Source organism: Arthrobacter sp. Y3223151, from assembly GCF_059091125.1.
In genome coordinates, this window is sequence record NZ_JBNHGI010000001.1 from 363,133 (window position 1) to 387,464 (window position 24,332).

Consider the following 24,332-nt stretch of genomic DNA (forward strand, 5'->3'; position numbering starts at 1 on the left):
GGGCCTAGACGGCGGCCCCATAGCGGACGGCGGCGCGGGCGCGGGCCTTCGCGGCTTCTTCCTCCCGGTTCTTCGGCGGCGCCGCGGTCACCAGGTCATCGAGCAGGTGGGCGGTGATGTGCGCAATCTCGTGCACGGCCCGGTTGAATGCTTCCTCGTTCGCCTTCGACGGCTTGTTGCTGCCGCTGACCTTGCGCACGTACTGCAACGCCGCGGCCTCGATTTCGGCGTTCGTGGCGCTGGGTTCGAAGTTGTGGAGCTGACGGATATTCCGGCACATGTCGGGCCTCCGGTTCGGATCGTGGATGCGGGCTGGTTCCAGTTTGCTCCCCCGCCGCGGCATCGCACCACCCCGGCAGGGCACGACGGAGTGGCCGCACATCTTCCCGCGCACGACGGCAGCGCCCGCCTCGGTCTCAGGCGGGAACACCTGCGGCTTCCTCGACCACTGGCCCGCCTCCGGCCGAAGGAGCACAGTAAGTGGTGAGGGAGTCACCCTCGACCGGGGTAACCCCGAGCCGGACAGGAGACCATCATGAAAGCAGCAGTCCTCGGCACCGGCAGGGTCGGCCAAACCATCGCGGCGCGTCTCGCCGAGCTCGGGCACGCCGTCACGATCGGAACCCGCGATCCGGAAGCTACCCTGTCCAGGACCACGACAGATGCCATGGGCACCCCGCCCTTCCCTGTCTGGGCCGCTGCCAACCCCGGCATCGGAGTCACCCGCTTCGCCGAAGCCGCAGCCGGCGCCGACCTCATCGTCAACGCCACCACCGGCAGCGCCTCCCTGGACGTGCTGGCTCAGGCCGGGGCCGAAAACCTCGACGGTAAAGTCATCCTCGATATCGCCAATCCCTTGGACCCCAGCGCCGGGATGCCCCCGACCCTCTTCGTCAAGGACACTGATTCCCTCGGCGAGCAGATTCAGCGCACCTTCCCGGCGGCGCGCGTCGTGAAGTCCCTCAACACGCTCACCGCCGACCTCCAGGCCCGCCCCGGACTGCTCTCCGACCCCGGAACGGTCTTCGTATCCGGCAACGACGCCGATGCCAAGATCACGGTCACCGAACTCCTGAGGGACTTCGGCCATCAGGATGTCATCGACCTCGGCGACATCACTACCGCCCGTGGCGCCGAAATGCTCCTGCCCGCCTGGCTCCGCCTCTGGGGCGCGCTCGGCACGCCCCGCTTCAACTTCAAGATCGTCCGCTAGCCCGCTGGAGATACTTCCGGTTCACCGCAGGTTTGGGGCCGCGCAGCTCGTCCGCCCGGACCAGCACCACGCCCGCCACGATCAGCGCGCCGCCGACCAGCTGGATGGCCGCGGGCAGCTCGCCCAACAGCAGCCAGGCCCAGATGACGGCGAAGAGCACCTCGGTCAGCGAGACGAAGGAAGCCACCTTGGTGCCGAGCGCCCGTGCGGCCATGATGCCGGTGACATAGGACAGCACGGTGGACAGCAGCACCAGTCCGACCAGCGGCACCCACCACTGGGTCTGCCAGCCTGCCAGCTCCACGCCGGCCGTGCTGTAGGCCATCGGAACAATCTGCACCGCGCCCAGGACGACGATGGTTACACCGCCCACCAGCAGGCCGCCGGCGGCCAGCACCAGCGGCGGCAGCGAGTCGTTTTGCTTGGCGGTGATGAAGAAGTAGACCACGAGGCAGACGGCGGCGCCCAGCCCCCACAGCACGCCGGCAACGTCCAGCTTGACCGGCCCAAAGACGTCGAGGACGAGCATGAGGCCGGCCACTGCCAGGACGGTACCGGCGATGGTTGCCGGCCGCGGCAGCCGGCGGCTGGTCAGCCAGAGCCACAGCACAATCAGCACGGGCGCCAGGAACTCCAACAGCAGCGCCACCCCCACGGAGAGGCTGGCAACGGCATTGAAGTAGAAAAGCTGGCAGCCGGCGACGCCGATCAGCCCGAACAGCCCGATGGTCTTCCAGTTTTGCCGCAGTTGGCCCCACCGGCCGCGCAGCATGAACGCGGCGGGCAGTGACAACACCAGCGCCGCGGCCACCATGCGCACCGCCACCGCGGAGCCCGGCGTCCAGCCGGCCTCGAGCAGCGACTTGGCGAAGGGCCCCGAGAGTCCGAAGATCGCCGAGGAGGCCAGGGCGATGCCGACGCCGGCCACGGCGGAGCGGGGGTGCGGCGGGGCTGTCTGGGTGCGCTGTTCGGCGGCGGTGGAGGCCATGACGGATCCTTGGGGAAGTGCGGGTTCGCTCCCGGCGCAGAACGGGTCTGTCAGGAGTCATGAGCGGTATACTCCTGACAATATCGCCGCCACTGTTCAGGAGTCAATGTGGTCTTTGCTCATGACACGGAGTACTCGCTGGTGGACGCGGCCCGGCTGATCAATACGGCCGAGGTCTCCCCGGACACCCTAGCCAGCGTGGCGGATCTCGATGCGCTCGTGGCGGACTTCGGCTTCACCGGCTCGCGCAGGCATACGACGGCGGAGCTGGAGGCGGTCCGCGCCCTGCGCCCCGTGCTCAAGGAGATCTGGTCCGCGACGGAGGACCGCGCCGTCGTCGTCGTCAATACGATCCTGGCCGAGGCCGGCGCCGTCCCGCAGCTGGTCAAGCACGACCAGTGGGACTATCACCTGCATGCCACCAGCCCGGACGCGCCGCTGGAGGTGCGCATGGCCGTGGAGGCGGCGATGGCGCTGGTGGACGTGATCCGCGAGAAGCAGCTGGACCGGCTGCGGACCTGCGCCGCGGACGACTGCACCGCGGTGCTGGTGGACCTGTCGAAGAACCGGTCGAAGCGCTTTTGCGATACCGGCAACTGCGCCAACCGCACGCACGTGGCCGCCTACCGGGCGCGCAAGTCGGCTGCCGCCGGCTGACCGGTCGGCGGCCCTAGCGGCTGCCGGCGGAGTAGGGCGGGCCGGGATCGAGGTCGATGACCGTCCGCAGCGGCGGCAGCAGCGAGTCTTCCCAGCTGGCGGTGAAGGCCAGGCCGTCCGGACCGTTCAGCCGGCTGTTGGATTCGATGACGGGTCCGTGTTCGTAGAGGTAGGCGGCCACGTTAAAGGCCAGTTCCACCATCTGGTTCGGGTCCTTGTCGCGGAAGTGCACCTGCACGTCCGGCAGGCCCAGCTGGTACATGCCCAGGCTGTCCACCACCATGGCGCCCTCGTCGTTGCTGACCAGGAAGAACCGCATGTTCACCGGGCCCGCCAGCGGGTGGGCCGCCTCAAGCTCCCCGGGGTCCCGCCAGTGCGAGTTGTGCAGCCAGCGGACCGCCGCGGGCCGCGTCTCGGCGGCCAGCAGGCGCAGCACCCGCTGGAAGGACTCGACCCGCGGCTTGGGTTCGAACCCGCTGGCCACCACCTCCGTCACCAGGATGCGGTGGGTGCAACCGGGAACCTGCTGCTCGGCGTCGGGCCAGGACCAGCTCTGGTCCGCGGGGGTTGCCGCCAGCGCCTCGGCCGCGGACAGCGGCCCGCGGGGAACGGCCACGCCGGTGCTCAGCCGGATGGTTTTCACGCCGGAGACGCCGTTGATGTCGAAGGAGTGTGCGGCGTGCGGCAGCAGGGCCACGCCGTCGGAAAAGGAGGCGCCGGGGAATTCCTCCGCCAACCGCGCCTGGAGTTCCTCGCCGAAGAGCAGGGGGTCCGACCGGTACCACAGCTCGGCGGCCACCGTGGTCTTCGCCTCGGGCGGTTGTCCGCCGCCGGTCGCCGCGGCCTCGCCGGGATGCGCCGGGTCGGGCAGGTGCGGGGAAGGCTGGCCGGAGGTCATGTTGCCTTGCTTGTCGGGCCCGGCCGGGCCGGCGTCAGGCATCAGCGGCGCGCGTCGCCGTCGTCGTCGTTGCCCGAAAGGCGGTTGGTGCCCTGGTCGGGATGTGCGGCGGCCTCCGCTGCCTGCTGTTCTTCCACCTGGGCCCGGCTCTGCGGCGTGCCCGGGGCCGGAACGGTGCCCGCGCCGCCGGGGATCTTCGAGGAGACCCGATGGATCCCGGAGCCCTCGCTGAGGTGGCTCGGGTTCTCCTTGGTGGACATGGTCAGCACCGCCACAATCAGCAGCGAGGCGATGAAGGCGATGCCGGCAGCCGTCACGCCGAGGTCCCAGCGCAGCAGGTTTCCGGACCCGCCGGTGGCGAAGACCATGGTCAGGGCGCCGGCGATCACGGCCAGTACCGCCGAGAAGATCAGCGGGCCCTTGACGGACATCCGTCCTTCGTCCGGACGGCCAGACGCGTTCTTGCCCACGATGATTTCCTCCTGCTGACGGGTAAAGCCTGCATCCAGTCTACCGGTCGTAGAAGTTGCCGCGCAGGCGCCAGTGGCGCGGAACACACCTGCGGGCGGGACTCAGCCGGCGGCGGGCTGCCCGGCGTCGTGGCGCAGGCTGAGGGCGGCGATCAGCAGGACGACGGCGATGATGATCGCCGCCCCGCCCAGCACCCCCAGCAGCGCATGCGGGCCCAGGTGCGCGAAGAACGGCAGCGCGATGCCGAAGCCCACGGACACGGCACCGGTGATCAGCCAGTCGCGGGCCAGGACGGACCCGGCCTCACCGGTCGCGGCCGGGGCAGCCGCGGGTTTCCCGGGAACGTCGCGGCCGCCGGCCGGGCGGTTGCTCCACCAGAGCATCAGTTCGGCCCCGCCGGAGACCAGCAGCGCCGCAGTGGCCAGCACGGTGAACATCGGCACCGTCTGCAGGGCGCAGGCCAGGACGCCGGCCACGGCGAGCACCGCGGCCTGCAGGAGCAGCAGCTGGCGGTGGGCCGCTGCGGCCGGCTTGCGGGCCAGCAGCCAGACCGCCCCGCCGCTGAGCAGCAGGAACAGCCCGCCGGCCAGTGCCATCACGGTGCGGTCGGGTTCCTGCCAGAAGATGGTGGTGGCGCCGAAGGCGGCGGCCACCAGGGCGCGGATCAGGACCGGCTGCCAGAATACGGCCGCCTGGGTAGTACTCGGGATCGTCACGGTTCAAGCCTAGTGTGCCCCGGTGACCATCCACGCATCGTTGCGAACCCGCCAGCCGAGCGTGACCGCGCGCGCCGCGGTGTAGCCGAGCCCGAACGCCGCCCACAGCCAGAGCAGGCCCTCCGTGCCGGTCAGCCCGGCCGCGGCCACCCACATCAGCAGGGGCACGTAGGCAACCAGATTCACGACGCCGGCGATCGCCAGGTAGCGCGCGTCGCCGGCGCCGATCAGCACGCCGTCCAGGACGAAGACAAGCCCGCAGATCGGCTGGCTCAGGGCCAGCAGCCAGATCGCGGCCGTGAATGCCTGGTGGACGGCCGGGTCGGAGGTGAAGACCCAGCCGAGCACGGGTGCCACCGCCGCCAGCAGCAGGCCGGTCACTACGCCGAATCCGACGCCCCAGACGATCATCCGGCGGGTCAGCGAGTGTGCCAGCGCCTTGTTCGAGGCACCGAGTTCCTTCCCGATCAAGGCCTGGGCGGCGATCGCGATGGCGTCCAGCGCGAAGGCCAGAAAACTGTACATGGTCATCACCAGCTGATGGCCGGCCAGGCTCACCGGGCCCTGCGAGGTGGCCACGAAGACCGTGGCGAGCAGGGCGATGCGCATGCTCAGGGTCCGGAGCATCAGCCACGACCCCACGTGCGTGGTGGCCCTCAGGCCGACCCAGGTGGGCCGCAGCCGCACACTGTGTTCGACCGCCCCGCGGTAGACGATGACGAGGTAGACCGCCGCCATGGCCCACTGGACCAGGCTGGTGCCCATGGCGGACCCGGCCACCGAGAGCCCCATCCCGTAGACCAGCAGGAAGTTCAGGCCGATGTTGGCCAGGAAGCCGACGCCGGCGACCAGCAGCGGGGTCGTGGTGTCCTGCAGGCCGCGCAACACCCCGGTGGCCGCCAGCACGATCAGCATGCCCGGCAGGCCGGGCATCGACCAGCGCAGGTAGTCCACCGCGAACCCTTGCACCTGCCCGCTGGCCCCCATGGCGGCGGTCAGGTCCGGGGCGAAAGCCCAGCCGGCGGCGGCCAGCACCACGCCGACGACCAGCGCCAGCCAGATGCCGTCCCGCCCGACGCCGTACGCATCCGACATCCGGCCGGCGCCCAGCAGCCGTGCCACCGCGGGTGTGGTGGAGTAGGCGAGGAAGATCATCAGTCCGACGACGGTCTGCACCACGGTGGCCGCCAGCCCCATGCCGGCCAGTTCCGCCACGCCGAGGTGCCCCACGATGGCCGAATCGGCCGCCAGGAACAGCGGCTCGGCGATCAAGGCGCCGAATGCGGGGATGGCGAGTGCAAGGATTTGACGGTTCAGGCTCCGTCCCTGCCGCTGCTCGGCGGTCTTTTCCGGGTTCACGCCCACCAGCTTAGGCGCCTTGCAGCCCGGATTCCGGCGTGACGAACCGGCAGCGCGGCCCTGGAGCTTTCAACAGTCGGCTGTCCAGCGTCGCCAGGGGAACCGCGAGCAGTTCGGCCAGTGCCACATAGGACGCAGCGTAAGGGCTTACGGAGTGCCGCAGTTCCCAGATCCGTTCCGCCAACGGGGCAAACGGCCAGAGCTGGACGGGCCAGCGTCCCAGATGCCCAATAGCAGCCGCTGCCTGTCCGCTGCTGACCCGACCTGCCTGCTCCGTTCGACGCAAAGCGCTCGTGCACTCGAACAGCACCAGCTCCGGCGCATGATTCTGGACCTGCAGACACTTCCGAGCCCAGGCCTGCTCTTCAGATGCGCCGATCAACGCCGACACGATGACAGACGCGTCTACGACAAGACCTTGCGACGCGGTCACCGACGATCCGCGTCCAAAGCGTCGAGGATCTCTTGTGCAGTAACCCCGCCACCGGTATTCAGCTCGACATCCGCTTCAAGCCCTCGGACGAAATCCACTGGACTGGGACGTGTCGCCAGTTCACGCAGTTCAGCGTTCAGGTACTCCTGCAGGGAGCGCCCCGACCGGGAAGCCCTTTCTGCCAGCCGGTCCCTTACCTCTTCAGGTACGTGGCGAATGGTGATGGAAACCGTCATGATCCAAGCCTAGCCGTCGTGCATGCATTATGCATGCACTCCCACAAGGCTTCCTGCTTCTCCCGGTTATTCCGGCGCCCCGGGTACGCAGGGCGAGCACCGCCGTCGTGCCCGCGACGACGGCGAGCGCGGCGGTAAACGCGACGACGCGAATCCAGCCGAACCGGCCGAAGAAGAGGCCGCCGGCCCAGCCGAACAGGCTGGACCCGGCGTAGTAGAAGAGGTTGTAGAGGCCGGACGCCTGGGCCGCGCCGACCGTCGCCAGCCGCGGCGTCCAGCCCGACGCGACCGAATGGGCGGCGAAGAATCCGCCCGTGAACACCAGCAGCCCCAGCAGGATCAACGGGAGCGAGTCGACGAGGGTGACCGCCAGCCCGGCGATGCTGACCAGGATCCCGCCGAGCAGCACGGGCAGCCGGCCGGTCCTCGCCGTCAGGCCGCCGGCCACCCGGGAGCTCACGGTGCCGGCCAGGTAGGCCAGGAACAGCAGGGAGGCCAGCGACGCGGGCAGGGAAAACGGCGGCGCCTCCAGCCGGAAGCCCAGGTAGTTGTAGACGGCGACGAATCCACCCATGAGCAGGAATCCCTGGGCATAGAGCGCCCGCAGCGGCGCCGAGCGCAGGTTGGCCAGGATCCGCTGCCCCAGCCCGGGCCCCTGTCCGCGCATCATCGGCCGAAAGCCGCGCGGGGCCGGTGACAGCCGGACGAACAGCACGGCGGTCAGCGCGGCGGCGGCGCTGACCGCCAGCACGCCGGCGCGCCAATCGGCCCACTCCGCCACCGGTCCGGCGATGAGACGGCCGGCCAGGCCGCCCACGGTCGTGCCCGCCACGTAGGTGCCGGCCGCGACCGCCGCATGCAGTCGCTGCACCTCCTCGTTCAGGTAGACCAGTGCGACGGCGGGGATCCCGCCCAGCGCGGCGCCCTCCAGGAAGCGCAGCGCCAGCAGGGCGGGAAAATTCGGCGCCAGCGGCAGCGCCAGGCCCAGGATCACGGCGGCGCCGATCGCCCACGTCATGGTGCGCTTGCGGCCGGCCCGGTCCGCCACCGCGGACCACGGCATGACGGCCAGGGCCAGGCCGATGGTGGCCGCGGAAAGACTGAGCGCGGCGTCGGCCGCGCTGATCTGGAAGCTTCGGGCGATGCCGGGCAGCACCGCCTGCACCGAATACAGCTGCGCGAACGTGGCGAAGCCGCCGAAGAGCAGCGCCAGGAGCATGTTGCGGTATCCCGGGCTGCCTTTCGGGTGGCCTGCCCAGGGTTGCTCCGCGTCACTCACGGATCCGATGCTAGGCCAGAAGCGACCGCAGGCCGGAATTACCGAAAGATCAGCCTCGGCCCAGCCCCTGGAGTGGCGACCGTTGTCGCCCAATGAGGAAGGCGGGTCACTCGATCACCGGTCCTGCCGGGCTCAGTCAGCCGGACATCGCTACCGGAGCAACCGGGAGATCAGGCTAGGTACCCGCCGTCCACCGGGAGGGTCACGCCCGTGATCATCTTTGCCTGGTCGGAGCATAGCCAGACGGCCGCGTTGGCCTGGTCCTCGGGCTCCACGAGGTCGCGCATTGGGAGAGACGCCAGAGTGGCCTCCTTCACCTCCGGGGGCTGCTGCTCAAACGCGCCGAGAAGCATAGAGGTCGCCGTGGGGCCCGGGGCCAGCGCATTCACACGGATACCCTTGGCTCCGTAGTCGATCGCGACGTTCCTGGTTATGCCCACGACGCCGAACTTTGAGGCGTTGTACGAGGGGTTCCGGGGGATGCCGATCAGACCGTTGCTCGAGGTGGTGTTGACTATGGCGCCGCCACCGCTGGCCTCCATCGCGAGGATCTCATGCTTCATGCAGTAGAAGACGCCGTACAGGTTAATCTTCATAACGCGGTCGAAGACGGCGCTGTCCATCTCTCCGATAGGGGCGAAGCTGCCGCTGATGCCCGCGTTATTGAAGGCGAAATCCAGCGTGCCGTATGTGTCCACGGTGAAGTCGACCAGCGCCTTCGCCTGCTCCTCTTCGCTAACGTCGCACCTGAAGAACTCGGCCCGGCCACCTGCCTCGTTGATCAGGGCGGCGGTCTCCTGGCCCGACTCCTCGTTGTAGTCCGAGACGACGACCTTGCCACCGTGATTCGCGAACGCGATCGCACCTGCGCGCCCGATACCCGAGCCCGCACCCGTCACGAGGCCGGCCTTACCTTCCATCAAGAGCACCATGCGGTTACTCCCTTCGTTGCGTTGGGGGGAGCGTCATCGAGCGCGCCGTGTGGCGACGTGCCGACACGACCCCAGATACGGGGTCGGCGACTTACCGCCGACCCGCCAGCGACCGACCCGTGGATCGAAGCTCTTTGGCTCTCCTGAATTGTCCTTCCGCCAGCGTACCGGACGTCGCAGTGTCCGCTGACACTTCGACGACGAGCGGTTCCAGCGCCGGTCCACCTGCACAGGGCTCCTACCTGATTGGCAGGCCGGGCCTTAAGGCGTGCAACTGCTTCCGGGCCGTGGCGTGCGGTTCACCACTTGGTTGCAACTGCAGGCGGTAGATGATGGCGCCCGCAGTTCCCTGGGGGCATCGGCGGCCGGCCTCGCCACTAGACTCGACGAGGAAACCACAGTTCACACTGTTACTTCCGACGAAAGAGGATCTTCGTGTCCCAGCTCCAACCCGGCATGCCCGCCCCCGAGTTCACCCTCTCCGATGCCAACGGCAAGAAGGTCTCGCTGTCCGACTACGCCGGCGGGAATGTGGTGCTCTACTTCTACCCCAAGGCCGCCACCCCTGGCTGCACCACCGAGGCCTGCGACTTCCGCGACAGCCTCAACTCCCTGCAGGCCGCCAACTACGACGTCGTCGGCATCTCGCCGGACGGCCCCGACGCCATCCAGGCCTTCAGCGACGCCGAGGGCTTGACGTTCCCGCTGCTCTCCGACCCCGAGTTCGCCGTGGCCAAGGCGTACGGTTCCTACGGCGACAAGACCTTCGGCGGGAAGGTCTTCACCGGGACGCTGCGCAGCACCTTCGTGATCGGTCCCGACGGAACCATCAAGCACGCCGAGTACGACGTGGACGCCAAGGGCCACGTCGCCCGCCTGCGCGAAACCCTCGGGGTCTGATTTCCGGACTGGGCAAGACGCGGCGCACGGCGGCGGTGCTCAGCCACCGCCGTCGTCGCTCCGTTTCGGGTCCATGCTCCACTCAACAACCGGAGCAGGCGGCCGAACCGGAGCAGGCGGCCGAACCGGAGCGCCAGGCCGGCTTCAAGCGGCCGGCCGCCGGCCGCCGCCGCCACCGCCGGTGCGCACCGTCAACCGTGCCGCGGCCGCGGCGCCCAGCACCGCGCAGGAGAACCAGATCGCGCCGCCCGGGCCGAGCGGGGCGGCCAGCAAGCCCGCCGCCAGCGGCAGCACGACCTGCCCCACCCGGTTGCCGAGCAGCCGCAGCGCCAGCGCCGACCCCCGGGACTCCGGCCGGACGGCGTGGCTGATCAGCGTCATGGTCAGCGGTTGGCCCAGGCCCAGGAGGAACCCGCCCACGAACAGCGCGGCGGCGGCCACCCAGAACGGCTCCAGGACGAACGGCGTCACCGCGATCGCCGCGCCCGAGCCCAGCAGGCTGACCACCAGCAATTGGATCCTGGTCCAGCGGTGCACCAGCCACGGCAGCAGGATCCGCGAGATGATCGACGTGCCCGCCCGCACGGCCAGCAGAACGCCCACCCAGAGCGGCGGCACCCCGAGCTCCTCGCCCACCAGCGGCAGGAACGCTACCAGGATGTCGATCACCGAGAGCAGCGCCATGGACGCCAGCATGTTCCAGGCCACGCCGGGCCGCCGCAGAATCTGCAGCACCGGCTCCTTCACCAGCGGTGCCGGCGCCGCACCGCCGTCGTTCTTGCCGCGGCGGAACCGGCGGGCCGCGGCGCCGGGGTGCGCGCCGATCAGCATCACGGGCGCCCCGGCTGCGGCGATGCCGGCCGCCAGCAGCAGGGTCAGGTCGATGGCGCCGAGCCAGCTCGGCCCCACTCCCCCGGTCTCGCTGCCCAGCAGCAGCCCGGCCAGCAGCGGGCCGAGCAACTGCCCCAGCGAAAAGGCGGCGGTGAACCAGCCGAAGCCGCTGTCCATCTGGTTCAGCGGCGCATACCGCCCGATGGCGGACTGGCCGGCAATGGTGAACAGCAGGTGCCCCACGCCGAGCAGGGCCATCGAGGTCGCGATGACCGCGGCCCCCTGCGCCAGGGCCAGCCCCAGCGTGGCCACCGCCAGCAGGGCCGCGCCCAACGCGACCATGCCCTTGAGCGACGGAATCCGGTCGCTCACCCGCCCCAGCCACAGCGCCGCCACCACCGGCAGCACGGCGTAAACGGCGGTCACCACGCCGATGACTGCCGCGTCTCCGCCCAGGGCCAGCAGCTTGTAGGAAACCACCGGCCGCGACACGTTCAGGGACGTCTGGGTCAGCACGGCGGCCGCCATCAGGACCCAAAGCCAGAGGCGGGACCCGGGCTGGTGTGGCGGGTGCGTGCTCATGTCCTCGTTCCTGAAGTACGGCCGGCCTCCCCATTCTGCCCCGCGCCCGGCCGTTCGTCGCAAAACCGTTGCGCCGCCGGTGCCCCGGTGGTCGAATGGGTGGCATGGCTACTGGGGAGACCGTCCTGGCGATCGGGACCAAGAAGGGGCTGTGGCTGGCCACCAGCCGCGACCGGACCAACTGGTCCCTGTCCGGCCCGCACTTTTTGATGAACGAGATCCCCAGCATCGGGATCGACCAGCGCGGCGGCTCCACCCGCCTGCTGGTGGGAGCCCGCTCCGAACACTGGGGGCCCACGATCTTCCGCTCCGAGGACCTCGGCGAGACCTGGACCGAACCGGAGCACGGCGCCATCCGCTTCGGCGAGAACGACGGCGCCGCGGTGGAGCGGATCTGGCAGATCCAGCCCGACGCCGCGGACCGGCCGGGCGTGGTCTGGGCAGGCTGCGAACCGATTTCGGTCTGGAAGTCCACCGACGGCGGCGAACACTTCGAGTTCAACCGCAGCCTGTGGGACCACCCCGACAAGGACCAGTGGGGGGCCGGGTACGGCGGAGCGGCGATCCATTCGGTGCTGCCGAGCCCGGAGGATCCGGACACCGTGCACGTGGCCATGAGCACCGGGGGCGTGTACCGGACCACCGACGGCGGCGCCAGCTGGCAGGCACGCAACCACGGCATCAGCGCCTACTTCATGCCAGATCCGAATCCCGAGGTGGGCCAGTGCGTCCACAAGATCGCGCGGGATGCCGCTGATCCGTCCACGCTCTTCGCGCAGAATCACCACGGCGTCTACCGCTCGGACGATTCCGGCGACAACTGGCAGTCCATAGCCGACGGGCTGCCCACCGATTTCGGCTTCGTCATGCTCACCCACCCGCGCAGGTCCCGGACCGCCTGGGTGGTCCCGATCAAGGCCGACGGCGAGCGGATTCCGCCGGACGGGCATCTCGCCGTGCACCGGACCGACGACGGCGGCGCCACCTGGGCGCGTTTCGCCACCGGGCTGCCGGACCAGGATTACAACGTGGTGCTGCGCGACGCCGCCGCCGTGGACACCGGCGATCCGGCCGGCGTCTACTTCGGCACCCGCGGCGGCTCGGTGTACGCCAGTGCCGACGAGGGCGAAGTCTTCGTGGAAGTGGCCTCGGGGCTGCCGGACGTCCTGTGCGTCCGCGCGGCCACCCTATAAGGAGGGATCCCTGTGGTGGGTGTGGCAGAAAAAGCGGTCACCGTCGTCGTGCCCAGCCTGCTGGCGAAGGTGACCGGCGAGCAGCGCGAGCTGACCGTGCCGGCAACCGGTCCGCAATCCGTGGCGGAGATCCTGGACGCCTTGGCCGGCGATTACCCGGTCTTCAACCGCCGGGTCCGCAACGAAACCGGTGCCATCCGCCGCTACGTCAACCTGTATCTCGACGGCGAGGACATCCGCACGCTGCAGGGACCGGCGACGCTGGTCGCACCCGGGCAGGAACTGCTGATTATCCAGTCCGTCGCCGGTGGATAGGATCCACGATTAAGCCGACAATGGTGTACCAATAGCCGCCGCAACTTGGAGGAGGGACCCGATGACCAGCAACAGCCAGCACGAAGCAGACATCACGGAAGCCAACGAGGCGGACGTGCAGGAACAGGCCCTTCCAGTCCGCAGTGACGACCTGGAACACGAAGCATCGCCGGCGATGACCTCCACCTGGGAGGCGAACGAGGCGGACCTGCAGGAGCAGCTGGAACCGGTCAAGTCCGACGAGGACGACGAGTATCCGCGCGGGGAAGCCGAGTAGGACCGGTCCGTTCGGGACGCGGGGGTCCGGCCTAAAGACGTTGGGAACTGCGGGGAGTCGGCCACGGGCAGTGCAGGGTGCCGTGCTGCCCGCTACTCCCCGACCAATCCGTCCACTGCCTCGCGCAGCAGGTCGGCATGCCCGTTGTGCCGCGAGTACTCCTCGATCATGTGGACCAGGATCCACCGGAGGCTGGGAACCCCGGTAGTGGACCCGGCCGGCGAGCCGGTCCCGTCCAGGCCCCCGTCGGCCAGGGCTTCGGCGGTCAGGGAGCGGGAGCGTGCCACGGCTGTTTGCCACATCCCGCGGAGCTGTTCCGGCGTGTCTTCGCCCGCGGACTGCCAGTCCCAGTCCGGGCTGGCCTTCCAGTCCACTGTGTCCCAAGGTGGCTGCGGTTCCTGCCCGTGGAAACGGTGGGAGAACCAGTAGTCCTCCACGAACGCCAGGTGCTTGAGCATGCCGCCCAGGGTCATCCGGGACGGCGCCAGGGTGGCGGCCAGTCCTTCCGCGCCCAGGCCCGCGCACTTCCATTCGAAGGTGGCGCGGTGGAACTCCAGGAAACCCAGCAGGGTCTCCGCCTCCCCCGCCGCCAGCGGAGGGTCCGTGCGGCCTTGCTCGTCCACGTCGCTCATGGTCAGCGAGTCTAGCGGCACGGAATAATGGCCGCATGCGACTTGCAGTTTTCACCGGATCGGCCAGCGGCAGGGACGACATTTACGCGCGGGAGGCGGAGCGGTTCGCGACGGAACTAGCCTCCCGTGGCATCGGAATCGTGTACGGCGGCGGGCAGGTGGGCCTGATGGGCGTCGTCGCGGACAGCGCGGTGGCAGCCGGCGGCGACGTGGTGGGCGTGATCCCGGAGTCGTTGGACAAAACCGAAGTGGGGCACCTCGGGCTGAGCACCCTGCACGTGGTGGACTCCATGCACGAGCGGAAACAAATGATGGCGGACCTGGCCGACGCCTTCGTGGCGCTGCCGGGCGGCATCGGAACGCTGGAGGAGATTTTCGAGGCCTGGACGTGGCTGCAGCTCGGGATCCACGAGAAGCCGGTGGCCTTCCTGAACATCAACGGCTTCTGGGACCAGCTGCTGACGACCATCGACGGCCTGGTCGCCGGCGGCTTCCTCAAGCAGGACTACCGGGATGCGGTCATCGTGGCCGGCTCCGCCGCCGAGCTGCTGGACGCCATCGAGGGCTGGACGCCGCCGGTGCGCAAGTGGCGGGACCCCGGCGAGCGCAGCCGCATCTAGCGGCCCGGGTCGTGGCGGAACGCAGACAGCGCCCCTCCCGTCCGGGAGAGGCGCTGTCGGGGTAGCAGACGCCGGGAGGCCCGCCGTCCGTCGTACCGGTGAGGCTTTGAGGCCTACGGGAAGAACTTGTCCAGCTCCGCCGGCTTCTGCAGGGTGCCGTACTTCAGGGCGGCGTCGGCGAGCTTCTGCGCCGCCTCCATGTTGAAGTCCTTGCGGAAGGTCGGCAGGGCCATCTCCGCGCGGGAGTCTTCGTCGATCTTGGTGTAGGTGCCCACGATCTCGCGGACCTCGTCCGGGTTCTCCTGCGCGTACTCCAGCGAGCGGTTCATCGCGGCCTGGAACTTCTTGACCAGCTCCGGATCGCCGGAGACCGTCTCGCCGGTGGCGAAGTAGCCGGAAATGTCCAGGTTCTTGTCGAAGTCGGCGAAGTTGTAGGAGACCACGCGGCCGCCGTCTTCGACGGACTGGGACAGGAACGGGTCCAGGATCCACGCGGCGTCCACCTGACCGTTGGCCAGCGCGGCCGGGGCGTCCGGGAAGCCGACCTCGACGAACTTCACGCTCTCGGGGTCGCCGCCGTCGGCCTCGATCACGCTGCGGATGGTGGTGTCACCGATGTTGGAGAGGGTGTTCACGGACACGGTCTTGCCGGCCAGGTCCTTGGGCGACTTGATGTCCGAATCGCCCTTCACCACTACCCCGCCGAAATCGTGCGAGGTGTCTCCCGACGTGGAGTTGCCGTTGGCCACCAGCTGGATGTCCAGGCCCTTGTCGTTGGCGACCATGACCGACACGACGTTGCCGAAGGCGAAGTCGAATCCACCGCTGACCACGGCGGGGATGGCGGCCGCGCCGCCGGCGACGTTCTGGATGTCCAGGTCCAGGCCCTCTTCTTCGAAGAAGCCCTTCGAGTCACCGAGCCACAGCGGGGCGGTGTCCACGATCGGGATCACGCCAACGGTCACCTTGGTCAGGTCACCGGCGCCGGCGGATTCGTTCCCGCCGGCCTCGTTGCCTCCGCCGCTGGGCGATCCGGATCCACAAGCCGCCAAGCCAAGCGCGGAGACACCGGCCAGCAGCGTCAGGAATGTTCGCTTCATGTCACTTCCTCAGTTCGAAAAAATCAAGTGACAGCGCCCGCGGTCTCCCCCAACCGGAGAGCGCGGCCATTGCGCTGCCACCGGCAACCACTATGTCACGGCTCACACCGGGCGCCTGCAGCGCGGACGAAATGTGACGCGTCACCCACTTTGATGGTGTCTTTGCTCGCGTCGCCCCCGTTGCTCGCGTCACCCACTCTGCTGCCGGAACCGCACGTGACGCGCCCTCACCGGGCGGCGAGTTGCGCCTTGACCTGCTTGCGCAGCACCTTGCCCAAAATCGACTTAGGCAGCTCCTCCACCGCGACGATCCGGCGCGGGACCTTGTACGCCGCCAGCCGGCCGCGGCAATAGTCCCGCAACCCCCGTTCATCCAGCCGGACCGTTCCTTCGGGGCGAAGCACGACGGCGGCCGCCACCTCCTCGCCGCCCTCCGGGCGCGGAAGGCCGACCGCGGCGGCCTCCATCACGTCCGGGTGGGAGCGGAGGGCGTCTTCGACTTCGGACGGCGACACGTTGAAGCCGCCGGTAATGATCAGTTCCTTGACCCGGTCGACGATGCGGACGTTGTGCTGCCCGTCCACGGTGACGATGTCACCGGTGCGCACCCAGCCGCCGTCGAGCAGGACCTCCGCCGTTTCCTCCGGCTTACCCCAGTACCCCAGGAAAACCTGCGGGCCGCGGATCAGCAGTTCGCCCGGCTGGCCGGGCGCGACGTCGCGGGCAGGGTCCTCCGGGTCAACCACCCGCATCTCCGTGCTGGGGAACGGGACACCGATCGTGCCGTTCTGCCGCGTCGGCGCGAACGGGTTGCCCAGGGCCACCGGCGATGTCTCCGTCATCCCGTAACCCTCCACCAGCAGCCCGCCCGCGGTCTCCTCCCACAGGTCCACGGTGGCCTGCGGCAGGTTCATGGCACCCGAGATAGCGAACCGCACGGACCCCAAATCCACCCGCCGCTTCCTGGCCTCCCGAGCGGTCCGCTCGTAGATGGGCGGCACGGCGCAGAAGACGGTGGGCGGGGTCTTCTTCGCCGCCGCCAGCACCAGGTCCACGTCAAACTTGGGAAACAGGACCACCCGCGAGCCGGTGAGCACGCCGAAGGTCAGGTGCAGGGTCATCCCGAAGGCGTGGAACATCGGCAGGATGGCGTACATGACCTCCTTGCCCTCGGCCACGCCGTGCATCCACGCGCGGCCCTGCTCCGCGTTGGCCCGCAGGTTCCGGTGCGTGAGCATGGCGCCCTTGGGTTGCCCGGTGGTGCCGGAGGTGTACTGGATGGCCGCCAGGTCGGTCACCGCCGGCCGGGGATGCGACTTCTTCAGCGGCCTGGCCTGCAGCAGCCTCTCCCAGGTCACGGTCCCCTTAACCCGCGTGGTCAGCGCCTTGCGCGCGGTCCTAGCCGCCGGGACGGGCAGCCGCAGGGCCAGGCGTTTGGCCCGGGGCATCGCCCGGGTGAGGTCCACGGACACGATCGCCTTGACCTCGATATCCGGCGGAAACGCCTGCACTTTGGCCACCACGTTGTTCCAGACAATGGCAACCGTCGCCCCGTGGTCCTCGAACTGGTGGCGGAGTTCGCGCTCGGTGTACAGCGGATTATGTTCGACGACGACGGCGCCCAGGCGCAGCACGGCGTAGAAGGCCACCACGTGCTGGGGGCAGTTCGGCAGGATCAAGGCAACGCGGCTGCCCGGGCCTACGCCGAGCCGGCGCAGGCCTTCCGCCGCCCGGTCTATCTGCCGGCCCAGCTCCCGATAGCTGGTCGCGGCGCCGAAAAAGTCGAGGGCCGTCTTCCTCCGGAACCGGCGGACCGAGTCTTCCAGCATGTGCGACAGGGATTCGGTCGGTACGTCGATCTCGGCCGGCACCCCTGGCTGGTAGTTCTGCAGCCACGGGCGATCCTCAACGGTGGACACAGCAGTGACACGTCCTCTCACTCGGTTGCTACCAGTCTAGGGCGCGTCTTTTGGGCCCAACCAGCAGCGCCCCGCCCTCCTGACGGAGAACGGGGCGCTGCGGGTACGTGCCGGATTACTGCGCGGGCAGCTGCAGAACCTGGTCGACGAAGATCAGGTTCGGATCGGAAACGGTGTCCGCATTGGCTGCGAAGAGCTCCTGCCATCCGCCCTGAAGGCCCAGGGACTGGGCGATCTTGCCGAGGGTGTCGCCGGGCTGCACGGTGTAGGTTTCGCCGCTGACCGCCGGTGCCTGGACCGCGGGTGCGGCCGGTGCCGGGGCCGGAGCCTGGGCGACCGGGGCCTGCTGGACCGGCGCCTGGGCGACCGGTGCCTGCTGGACGGGTGCCTGCTGGATCTGGGCCGACTGGCTGCTCACCTGCGACCCTCCGCCGCCGCCGGCCAGTCCCAGCTTGGACGAGCAGGCGGGCCAGGCGCCCCACCCCTGGCTGTCCAGGACGTTCTCGGCCACGGCAATCTGCTCGGCGCGGCTTGCGTCGGCGGCAGAACCGCTGCCGCCGTTCGCCGCCCACGTGCCCGGGGCGAACTGCAAGCCGCCGGAGTATCCGTTGCCGGTGTTGATGTTCCAGTCGCCGCCGGACTCGCACTGGGCCAGGGCGTCCCAGGTTGCACCGTCGGCCGCGTTCGCGGCCGGTCCGACCAGCGCAACGCTGGCGCCGGTCAGGGCGACGGCGGCGAGGCCGCCACGCAGGGCACGGCTGAGGTTCAGGTTTTTATTTGGATTCACAATGCTCCGGTTCGGCCGCCTTATGCTCAGTCCGTCCCCGAACGTCTCCGCACCGCCGTCAGCCACTCGCAAAATCGAGGTCATGTGGACGTCTGCCATTCTGACGGCGAAAGGCGTGGGCAGCGTCCGGGCATTCCATGGGTAGATCGCGCCGGAAGTTCCGGCATCCCCTGGCGCGGTCATCTGACCCGCGCACGAACTGCACGTTACCGTAAAGTAACCAACGTTGCAAAACCGTGATCTACAAACAGTGTGTCGGTGCGCGCCGCGGCCCGAATCACGGCTAGGTGCACCCCGGCCCCTTCGGGCTCTTCCCAGTGCCCGGCCCAGGACGTAGCGTGGGGATTCCTATTCGATCGGAAGGTTTTCCCATGGCAGAGAATCCCAGTCCCATTGACATCCAGAAGGCGCTGGGCGGCGTGGACTACCCGGCATCCGCCGCCGACCTGGTGAAGAACGCGGAACAATCCGGGGCCGGGGACGACGTCCTCTCGGCGCTCAAGAATCTCCCCGACAAGCAGTACGAAAGCCCGGCCGAGGTCAGCAAAGCGGTAGCCGGCAACTAACGCCCTCGGCCAGCAGTCCTGTCCACCGGCACCAACTCGACGTCGAGGAGCCGGCCGCCGTCGGCCGTCGCGGTCATATACGTGCAGACCGGCTGACGGCGGCGGTCCGTCGGCGACCCCGGGTTCAGCAGCCGCAGGCCGCCGGGCGACGTGGTGTCCCACGGGATGTGGCTGTGGCCAAACACCAGCACGTCGGCATCGGGGAAGCGAGCCTGGCAGCGCTGTTCGCGCCCCTTTGCCGCCCCGGTTTCGTGCACCATGGCGAACCGGACCCCGGCGATGGTCGCCCGGGCAATCTCCGGCAGCCGCGAGCGCAGCTCGTCGCCGTCGTTGTTGCCGTACACCGCGACCAGCCGCCGGCTCCGCTCTTCCAGCTCGTCGAGCAGGTCGGCGGTGACCCAATCGCCGGCGTGGAAGACGACGTCGGCCGCCTCCACCGCGTCCCACACCTGGTCAGGAAGGTGCCGCGCCCGCTTCGGCACGTGTGTGTCCGCCAGCAGCAGCAAGGAGGTGGGCATACCGGCATCCTCGCATATCGAATCAGAGACCGAAGGCCATTCGCAGCCCGAGCGCCAGCATGACGACGGCAATCAGCCCGTCGAGCAGGCGCCAGGAGCCGGGCCGGGCGAAGAAGGGACGCAGCAGCCGGGCGCCGAAGCCGAGGGCGCCGAACCAGATGAGGCTGCCCGCCACGGCGCCGGCGCCGAAATACCAGCGCAGTTCCGGCCCCTGGGTGTTGGCGATGGAACCGAGCAGCAGCACCGTGTCCAGATACACGTGCGGGTTCAGCCAGGTCAGGGCCAGCGCCGTGGCAGCCGTTGCGGCCAGTCCCCCGCCGGCGCGATTGGCCGAGGCGGTCAGCACGCCCGGCCTGATCGCCCGTTTGGCGGCGAACACCGCGTAGGCCAGCAGGAACGCCGCCCCGCCCAGCCGGATGACGTCCACCACCGCCGGGGCGGCCTCGATCACGGCGCCGATGCCAGCGATCCCGGCGGTGATCAGCAGTGCGTCGGACACCGCGCAGATGAGAACGACGACGCCGATGTGCTCGCCGCGGATGCCCTGGCGCAGCACGAAGGCGTTTTGCGCGCCGATGGCGACGATCAGGGCCAGCCCGGTTCCCAGGCCCAGCAAGACTGCGGGAGCAATAGCGGTAGTCACAACAGTTGACGCTACTGACAACACGCGCATCAGTACAGCTAAAGAAACTTCAGTTACGTAAGCTTGCCTTATGCAGCCGTTCCAGTTCGACCATCTGGCGACCTTCGCCGTCGTCGTCCAGGAGGGCAGCTTCGATGCCGCTTCCCGCGCCCTCCACGTGACGCCCTCGGCCGTGTCCCAACGGATCAAGTCCATGGAGCAGGCGGCCGGGCAGGTCCTGTTGCAGCGCACCGCTCCGGTGCGAACGACTGCGGCCGGAGATGTGGTCCTGCGGCTGGCGCGGCAGGTGCGGGTCCTGCAGGCCGACGCGCAGCGCGAACTCGGCGGCGACGGCGACGGCGTGGCCCTGCCGCTGGTGGTCAACGCCGATTCGCTGGCCACCTGGTTCCTGGGCGCGCTGGCCCGCATGCCGCGCGACCGCGGGGTGTTTTTCGAAGTCCACCGCGAAGACGAGCAGCATTCGACCTCCCTGCTGCGGGCCGGACGGGTGACGGCCGCGGTGACGGCGACGCCGGAACCGGTCCAGGGCTGCTCGGTGGAGGCGCTCGGCTCGCTGCGCTACCGGGCGGTGGCCAGCCCGGCCTACCTGGAGCACTGGCGGCCCGCCGGGACCGGACACGCCGACCCGGCGTGGCTGGCGGCCGCGCCCGTGCTCGATTTTGACCGCAAGGACGACCTGCAGGAGCGCTTCTACCGGGAACTGACCGGCGCCGCGCTGGCGGCGCCGCGCCATTATCTGCCCGCCTCGGCGGAGTTTGCCTCGGCGGTCCGGCTGGGCATCGGCTGGGCCCTGCTGCCGGAGCAACAGTGCCTGGCGGACGTCCGCACCGGGACGCTGCACGAACTAGCCCCCGACCTGCCGGTGGACGTGCCGTTATACTGGCAGCGCTGGAAAATCAGCTCGCCGGTGCTAGACGAACTGACTGCCTGCGTTCGGCAGACCGCGCTGGACCAGCTGCGGCAGCGCTAGCTCAGCGCCCGGAAATCCCGCGGCGCGCGGCGCCTCCGCCCGCTGCCAGGGGTGCCGTTTTCTCCGCCCCGAACCCCGGCACCCGTGCCCGGCCCTACAGTGGAGGGAGAGATCCAGACGAAGGGGCACGATGCAAGACCGCATTCGCAACGCCCGCCTGCGCGAGCGCGTGATGAGCGCGGAGCAGGCGGCAGAACTGATCAAACCCGGCATGACCGTTGCCATGAGCGGCTTCACCGGCGCCGGTTACCCTAAGGCCGTGCCGCAGGCGCTCGCGGCACGGATGGAAACCGCGCACGCGGCCGGGGAGCAGTTCAAGATCCGCGTACTCACCGGCGCTTCGACGGCCCCTGAGCTCGACGGCGCCCTCGCCAAGGTCGACGGGATGCAGCTGCGCCTGCCCTACCAGTCGGACCCGGCGCTGCGCGAACGGATCAATGCCGGCGAGCTGGACTACATCGACATGCACCTCAGCCACGTCGCCCAGCACACCTGGTTCGGGTTTTTCGGCGACGTGGACCTGGCCGTGGTCGAGGCGGTGGGCATCCTCGAGGACGGACGGCTCATCCCGTCCACCTCCGTGGGCAACAACATGACCTGGCTCCGGCAGGCCAGCCAGGTCATCGTGGAGATCAACAACGCCCAGCCGGTGGGTCTCGAGGGCATGCACGACGTCTACTACGGCACCGCCCTGCCGCCGGAACGCCGGCCCATCCCGCTCGAGCATCCCGACGACCGGATCGGCGAACCCTACCTGCAGGTGGATCCGGACAAGATCGTGGCCGTCGTGCACACCGACGCGCCCGACCGGAACTCCCCCTTCAACCCGCCCGACGACGCGTCGCAGCAGATCGCCGGCCACCTGCTGGAGTTCCTGGACCACGAGGTCCGGCGCGGGCGGTTGACCGAGCAGCTGCTCCCGCTGCAGTCCGGCGTCGGCAATATCCCCAACGCGGTGCTGGAAGGTCTGGCGGCCGGCGGCTACCGCGGCCTGACCGCCTACACCGAAGTCATCCAAGACGGCATGCTGCAGCTGCTCAAGGAGGGCGTGCTGCGCATGGCCTCCGCCACCTCCTTCTCGCTCAGCCGCACGGGCCTGGAGGAGTTCAACGCAAACGTCGACTACTACCGCGAGCGCATTATCCTGCGCACCCAGGAGATTTCCAATCACCCCGAGCTGGTCCGCCGGCTGGGCTGCATCTCGCTCAACGGCATGATCGAGGCGGACATATACGGCAACATCAACTCCACCCACGTGGCCGGCACCAAGGTCATGAACGGCATCGGCGGCTCCGGCGACTTCGCCCGAAACAGCTACCTGTCCGTGTTCATGTCCCCCAGCATGGCCAAGGGCGGGAAGGTCTCCAGCATCGTGCCGATGGCCAGCCACGTCGACCACACCGAGCACGACACGATGATCGTGATCACCGAGCAGGGTCTGGCCGACCTGCGCGGGCTCGCGCCGAAGCAGCGGGCGCGCAAGATCATCGAGACCTGCGCGCATCCGGACTACCGGCCCATGCTCCAGGACTACTTCGACCGGGCCTGCCGGGACAGCTTCGGCAAGCACACCCCGCACTTGCTCGGCGAGGCCTTGTCCTGGCACCAGCGCTTCGTGGAGACCGGCAGCATGCTCCCCGCACGGCAGTAACGGCCGGCCTCCCCGCACACCGGGCGGCGGGTCGGTCCGGCTGTCCGCCCGCTGTCCACGCGGCGCCCGGGAGTATGACGCCGTCGTGCCTGCGGCCTTTCGCCGCCCGGTGCGGCTGCCGGTAGGCTGCTGGCTTGTACACGGGAGTCCGGTGAACCGGGCTGAGAGGAAGCTTCTCAAGTTTCGACCGTTGAACCTGATCTGGATCATGCCAGCGCAGGGAGCAACCCTCACACCCGTGCCCTGTTCACTCAACAGAAGGGCGCGACAATGCAGACATCCGGCGGCATGCACCTGGTGGCGATGGTCAACCCGCCGACCAGCCAGTATTCGGAGAACTGGCGGCATCCGCTCTCCCGGCGGGACTGGCTGAGCGCAGAGTTTTACCTCGATCTGGGCCGGACGCTGGAACGAGGCTGCTTCGACATGCTGTTCCTGCCCGACGCGCTGGCCGTCCCGGAGGACAACGCGGGCGACTACGCCACCACGCTGGTCACCGGCGGCAAGGGCGCCATCTATCTCGACCCCTTGGTCACCCTGTCACTGGTTGCCGGGGCGACCCGCCACCTGGGCCTGGCCGCCACCATCTCCACGACCTTCACCCCTGCCTACACGATCGCCCGGAAGCTGCTCTCGCTGGATCACCTCTCCGGCGGCCGGGTCGCCTGGAACATCGTCACGTCCACCACCGACGCCGAGGCCGCCAACTTCGGCCTGGCCGCCATCCCGCCCAAATCCGAGCGTTACGACCGGGCCGACGACGTCGTCCAGGCCGTGGTGGACCTGTGGGAAAGCTGGGAACCCGGGGCGCTGACACTGGACGGGCCGGGTCGCCGGTTTGCGGATCCGGAGCGTGTCCACCGGATACCCGAACGGCCCCGGCGCAACGGCGACGACCGTCCGCTGAGCCGCGGTCCGATCACCCTGCCGCGCAGCCCGCAGGGAAGGCCGGTGCTCATGCAGGCCGGGTCCTCCCCGCGCGGCATGGAGTTCGCGGCCCGCTGGGCCGAGGTCGTATTCGCCGTCGCCGACACCCCGGACGCCATGCGCGCGGTGCGGACCGAACTGCGGGCCCGCGCTGCGGCCGCCGGACGGAATCCGGATCAGCTGGCCGTCCTCCCGGCGGTCCAGCCGATCACCGGCGCCACGCCGGCCGCCGCCCGCCAAGCCGTGCGGGGCCTGCAGGCGGCACTCGACGAGGAGGACGTCCTGACGAAATTGGGCCGGCTCCTCCACGCGGCCCGGGAGGACCTGACGCCGGACGGCAGCGCCGAGGAGTTGCTGCTGGCCCATCGCGGGGCCACGGGCAGCGAGGGCTTTGAACAAATGCTCCTGGCCGCAGCCCGCCGGGAATCCATGACCGTCCGCGAGCTGGCGCTGGCGCAGGCCATGAACCAGCTGAAACCCCAGCCCGTGGGCGATCCGTCGGACATCGCCGACTACTTGTGCGAACTCTACGACTCTGAGGCGGCTGACGGTTTCGTGATCATGTCGGCCCTCTACCCGTCCTCACTCGAAGACTTCGTCAACGGCGTGGTGCCGAAACTGCAGGCCCGGGGCCGGTTCCGGACCGCCTATTCGGGACACACCCTGCGCGATCACCTGGGAGCTTCCCCGGCAGGCAGCCGCTCCGTCGCGTCTTAGCA

The 24,332-nt window shown here is 69.3% G+C and carries 28 protein-coding genes and 1 riboswitch; of the genes, 11 read left to right on the forward strand and 17 right to left on the reverse strand.

Annotation, left to right across the window (positions count from 1 at the left end):
* Nucleotides 1-4: 4 nt before the first annotated feature.
* Entirely contained in the window at nucleotides 5-280 is a 276-nt protein-coding gene (locus tag AC5RUP_RS01780; RefSeq protein WP_494155465.1) for a DUF2277 domain-containing protein, read from the reverse strand.
* Nucleotides 281-535: 255 nt separating this feature from the next.
* Here AC5RUP_RS01780 and AC5RUP_RS01785 point away from each other — a divergent pair, with 255 nt between their 5' ends.
* The gene (locus tag AC5RUP_RS01785; protein ID WP_494154739.1) at nucleotides 536-1,213 is read left to right on the forward strand and encodes an NADPH-dependent F420 reductase; all 678 of its coding nucleotides are present in this window, start codon (nucleotides 536-538) and stop codon (nucleotides 1,211-1,213) included.
* Here AC5RUP_RS01785 and AC5RUP_RS01790 read toward each other — a convergent pair.
* Complete coding sequence (locus AC5RUP_RS01790) at nucleotides 1,197-2,201, reverse strand: EamA family transporter (RefSeq protein ID WP_494154738.1); 1,005 nt, start codon at nucleotides 2,199-2,201, stop codon at nucleotides 1,197-1,199. The two genes, AC5RUP_RS01785 and AC5RUP_RS01790, sit on opposite strands and share 17 nt — an antisense overlap.
* 108 nt (nucleotides 2,202-2,309) lie before the next feature.
* Here AC5RUP_RS01790 and AC5RUP_RS01795 point away from each other — a divergent pair, with 108 nt between their 5' ends.
* Nucleotides 2,310-2,858, forward strand: coding sequence for a CGNR zinc finger domain-containing protein (locus tag AC5RUP_RS01795; protein ID WP_494154737.1), 549 nt, complete (start codon nucleotides 2,310-2,312; stop codon nucleotides 2,856-2,858).
* 13 nt (nucleotides 2,859-2,871) lie between these two features.
* On the opposite strand, the gene AC5RUP_RS01800 is transcribed toward AC5RUP_RS01795, so the two are convergent.
* From AC5RUP_RS01800 to AC5RUP_RS01835, 8 genes are all read right to left on the reverse strand, one after another.
* Nucleotides 2,872-3,756 carry a DUF4261 domain-containing protein gene (locus AC5RUP_RS01800; RefSeq protein WP_494154736.1) on the reverse strand — a complete coding sequence of 295 codons (885 nt, stop codon included), beginning with the start codon at nucleotides 3,754-3,756 and terminating at the stop codon, nucleotides 2,872-2,874.
* Nucleotides 3,757-3,797: 41 nt separating this feature from the next.
* The gene (locus AC5RUP_RS01805) at nucleotides 3,798-4,226 is read right to left on the reverse strand and encodes a hypothetical protein (RefSeq protein ID WP_494065260.1); all 429 of its coding nucleotides are present in this window, start codon (nucleotides 4,224-4,226) and stop codon (nucleotides 3,798-3,800) included.
* 102 nt (nucleotides 4,227-4,328) lie between these two features.
* Nucleotides 4,329-4,943 carry a hypothetical protein gene (locus tag AC5RUP_RS01810; RefSeq protein ID WP_494158226.1) on the reverse strand — a complete coding sequence of 205 codons (615 nt, stop codon included), beginning with the start codon at nucleotides 4,941-4,943 and terminating at the stop codon, nucleotides 4,329-4,331.
* Nucleotides 4,944-4,952: 9 nt separating this feature from the next.
* Entirely contained in the window at nucleotides 4,953-6,308 is a 1,356-nt protein-coding gene (locus AC5RUP_RS01815) for an MATE family efflux transporter (RefSeq protein WP_494154927.1), read from the reverse strand.
* A gap of 4 nt (nucleotides 6,309-6,312) precedes the next feature.
* Nucleotides 6,313-6,735 carry a type II toxin-antitoxin system VapC family toxin gene (locus AC5RUP_RS01820; protein WP_494154928.1) on the reverse strand — a complete coding sequence of 141 codons (423 nt, stop codon included), beginning with the start codon at nucleotides 6,733-6,735 and terminating at the stop codon, nucleotides 6,313-6,315.
* Nucleotides 6,732-6,971, reverse strand: coding sequence for a FitA-like ribbon-helix-helix domain-containing protein (locus tag AC5RUP_RS01825; RefSeq protein ID WP_494154929.1), 240 nt, complete (start codon nucleotides 6,969-6,971; stop codon nucleotides 6,732-6,734). The genes AC5RUP_RS01820 and AC5RUP_RS01825 overlap by 4 nt, the downstream gene beginning before the upstream one ends.
* Nucleotides 6,937-8,250, reverse strand: a complete 1,314-nt coding sequence (locus AC5RUP_RS01830) for an MFS transporter (RefSeq protein ID WP_494158227.1) — start codon at nucleotides 8,248-8,250, stop codon at nucleotides 6,937-6,939. Before AC5RUP_RS01830 ends, AC5RUP_RS01825 begins: the two co-directional genes overlap by 35 nt.
* Before the next feature lie 170 nt (nucleotides 8,251-8,420).
* The gene (locus tag AC5RUP_RS01835) at nucleotides 8,421-9,182 is read right to left on the reverse strand and encodes an SDR family NAD(P)-dependent oxidoreductase (RefSeq protein ID WP_494155034.1); all 762 of its coding nucleotides are present in this window, start codon (nucleotides 9,180-9,182) and stop codon (nucleotides 8,421-8,423) included.
* A 435-nt stretch (nucleotides 9,183-9,617) separates the two neighbouring features.
* On the opposite strand from AC5RUP_RS01835, the gene bcp reads away from it, so the two are divergent.
* Nucleotides 9,618-10,082: a thioredoxin-dependent thiol peroxidase gene (bcp, locus tag AC5RUP_RS01840; RefSeq protein ID WP_494155033.1), complete on the forward strand. Its 465-nt coding sequence runs from the start codon at nucleotides 9,618-9,620 to the stop codon at nucleotides 10,080-10,082.
* Nucleotides 10,083-10,226: 144 nt separating this feature from the next.
* Here bcp and AC5RUP_RS01845 read toward each other — a convergent pair whose 3' ends face one another.
* Nucleotides 10,227-11,495, reverse strand: coding sequence for an MFS transporter (locus AC5RUP_RS01845; protein ID WP_494158228.1), 1,269 nt, complete (start codon nucleotides 11,493-11,495; stop codon nucleotides 10,227-10,229).
* Nucleotides 11,496-11,590: 95 nt separating this feature from the next.
* On the opposite strand from AC5RUP_RS01845, the gene AC5RUP_RS01850 reads away from it, so the two are divergent.
* From AC5RUP_RS01850 to AC5RUP_RS01860, 3 genes are all read left to right on the forward strand, one after another.
* The gene (locus AC5RUP_RS01850; RefSeq protein WP_494154439.1) at nucleotides 11,591-12,688 is read left to right on the forward strand and encodes a WD40/YVTN/BNR-like repeat-containing protein; all 1,098 of its coding nucleotides are present in this window, start codon (nucleotides 11,591-11,593) and stop codon (nucleotides 12,686-12,688) included.
* Nucleotides 12,689-12,703: 15 nt separating this feature from the next.
* Nucleotides 12,704-13,003, forward strand: coding sequence for a MoaD/ThiS family protein (locus AC5RUP_RS01855; RefSeq protein ID WP_494154438.1), 300 nt, complete (start codon nucleotides 12,704-12,706; stop codon nucleotides 13,001-13,003).
* A 61-nt stretch (nucleotides 13,004-13,064) separates the two neighbouring features.
* Nucleotides 13,065-13,280, forward strand: a complete 216-nt coding sequence (locus AC5RUP_RS01860; protein WP_493979815.1) for an Rv3202a family protein — start codon at nucleotides 13,065-13,067, stop codon at nucleotides 13,278-13,280.
* 92 nt (nucleotides 13,281-13,372) lie between these two features.
* Here the strand turns inward: AC5RUP_RS01860 and AC5RUP_RS01865 are convergent, their stop codons facing one another.
* On the reverse strand, nucleotides 13,373-13,912 hold the full coding sequence (locus AC5RUP_RS01865; RefSeq protein WP_494154437.1) for a DinB family protein: 540 nt from the start codon (nucleotides 13,910-13,912) through the stop codon (nucleotides 13,373-13,375).
* Between the two features lie 35 nt (nucleotides 13,913-13,947).
* On the opposite strand from AC5RUP_RS01865, the gene AC5RUP_RS01870 reads away from it, so the two are divergent.
* Entirely contained in the window at nucleotides 13,948-14,532 is a 585-nt protein-coding gene (locus AC5RUP_RS01870) for an LOG family protein (RefSeq protein WP_494154436.1), read from the forward strand.
* 113 nt (nucleotides 14,533-14,645) lie between these two features.
* On the opposite strand, the gene AC5RUP_RS01875 is transcribed toward AC5RUP_RS01870, so the two are convergent.
* From AC5RUP_RS01875 to AC5RUP_RS01885, 3 genes are all read right to left on the reverse strand, one after another.
* The gene (locus AC5RUP_RS01875) at nucleotides 14,646-15,632 is read right to left on the reverse strand and encodes an ABC transporter substrate-binding protein (RefSeq protein ID WP_494154435.1); all 987 of its coding nucleotides are present in this window, start codon (nucleotides 15,630-15,632) and stop codon (nucleotides 14,646-14,648) included.
* Nucleotides 15,633-15,859: 227 nt separating this feature from the next.
* Complete coding sequence (locus tag AC5RUP_RS01880) at nucleotides 15,860-17,551, reverse strand: long-chain-fatty-acid--CoA ligase (RefSeq protein WP_494154434.1); 1,692 nt, start codon at nucleotides 17,549-17,551, stop codon at nucleotides 15,860-15,862.
* 115 nt (nucleotides 17,552-17,666) lie between these two features.
* Complete coding sequence (locus AC5RUP_RS01885) at nucleotides 17,667-18,338, reverse strand: transglycosylase family protein (RefSeq protein WP_494076588.1); 672 nt, start codon at nucleotides 18,336-18,338, stop codon at nucleotides 17,667-17,669.
* A 371-nt stretch (nucleotides 18,339-18,709) separates the two neighbouring features.
* Between AC5RUP_RS01885 and AC5RUP_RS01890 the strand changes: the two genes are divergently transcribed.
* Nucleotides 18,710-18,904, forward strand: coding sequence for a DUF2795 domain-containing protein (locus AC5RUP_RS01890; RefSeq protein ID WP_494013549.1), 195 nt, complete (start codon nucleotides 18,710-18,712; stop codon nucleotides 18,902-18,904).
* On the opposite strand, the gene AC5RUP_RS01895 is transcribed toward AC5RUP_RS01890, so the two are convergent.
* Entirely contained in the window at nucleotides 18,901-19,422 is a 522-nt protein-coding gene (locus tag AC5RUP_RS01895) for a metallophosphoesterase family protein (protein ID WP_494155058.1), read from the reverse strand. The two genes, AC5RUP_RS01890 and AC5RUP_RS01895, sit on opposite strands and share 4 nt — an antisense overlap.
* Before the next feature lie 22 nt (nucleotides 19,423-19,444).
* Nucleotides 19,445-20,065, reverse strand: coding sequence for a LysE/ArgO family amino acid transporter (locus tag AC5RUP_RS01900; protein ID WP_494155059.1), 621 nt, complete (start codon nucleotides 20,063-20,065; stop codon nucleotides 19,445-19,447).
* Between the two features lie 70 nt (nucleotides 20,066-20,135).
* Between AC5RUP_RS01900 and AC5RUP_RS01905 the strand changes: the two genes are divergently transcribed.
* The 3 genes from AC5RUP_RS01905 to AC5RUP_RS01915 all read left to right on the forward strand — a co-directional run bounded on the left by AC5RUP_RS01905 (nucleotide 20,136) and on the right by AC5RUP_RS01915 (nucleotide 24,330).
* Nucleotides 20,136-21,035: a LysR family transcriptional regulator ArgP gene (locus AC5RUP_RS01905; protein WP_494158229.1), complete on the forward strand. Its 900-nt coding sequence runs from the start codon at nucleotides 20,136-20,138 to the stop codon at nucleotides 21,033-21,035.
* Between the two features lie 130 nt (nucleotides 21,036-21,165).
* On the forward strand, nucleotides 21,166-22,686 hold the full coding sequence (gene scpC, locus AC5RUP_RS01910) for a succinyl-CoA:acetate CoA-transferase ScpC (protein ID WP_494154903.1): 1,521 nt from the start codon (nucleotides 21,166-21,168) through the stop codon (nucleotides 22,684-22,686).
* A gap of 130 nt (nucleotides 22,687-22,816) precedes the next feature.
* A riboswitch (TPP riboswitch) is annotated at nucleotides 22,817-22,926 on the forward strand.
* A 30-nt stretch (nucleotides 22,927-22,956) separates the two neighbouring features.
* Nucleotides 22,957-24,330 (forward strand): NtaA/DmoA family FMN-dependent monooxygenase, encoded by a 1,374-nt coding sequence (locus AC5RUP_RS01915; protein WP_494158230.1) that lies wholly within the window; start codon nucleotides 22,957-22,959, stop codon nucleotides 24,328-24,330.
* The last annotated feature ends 2 nt before the right edge of the window (nucleotides 24,331-24,332 follow it).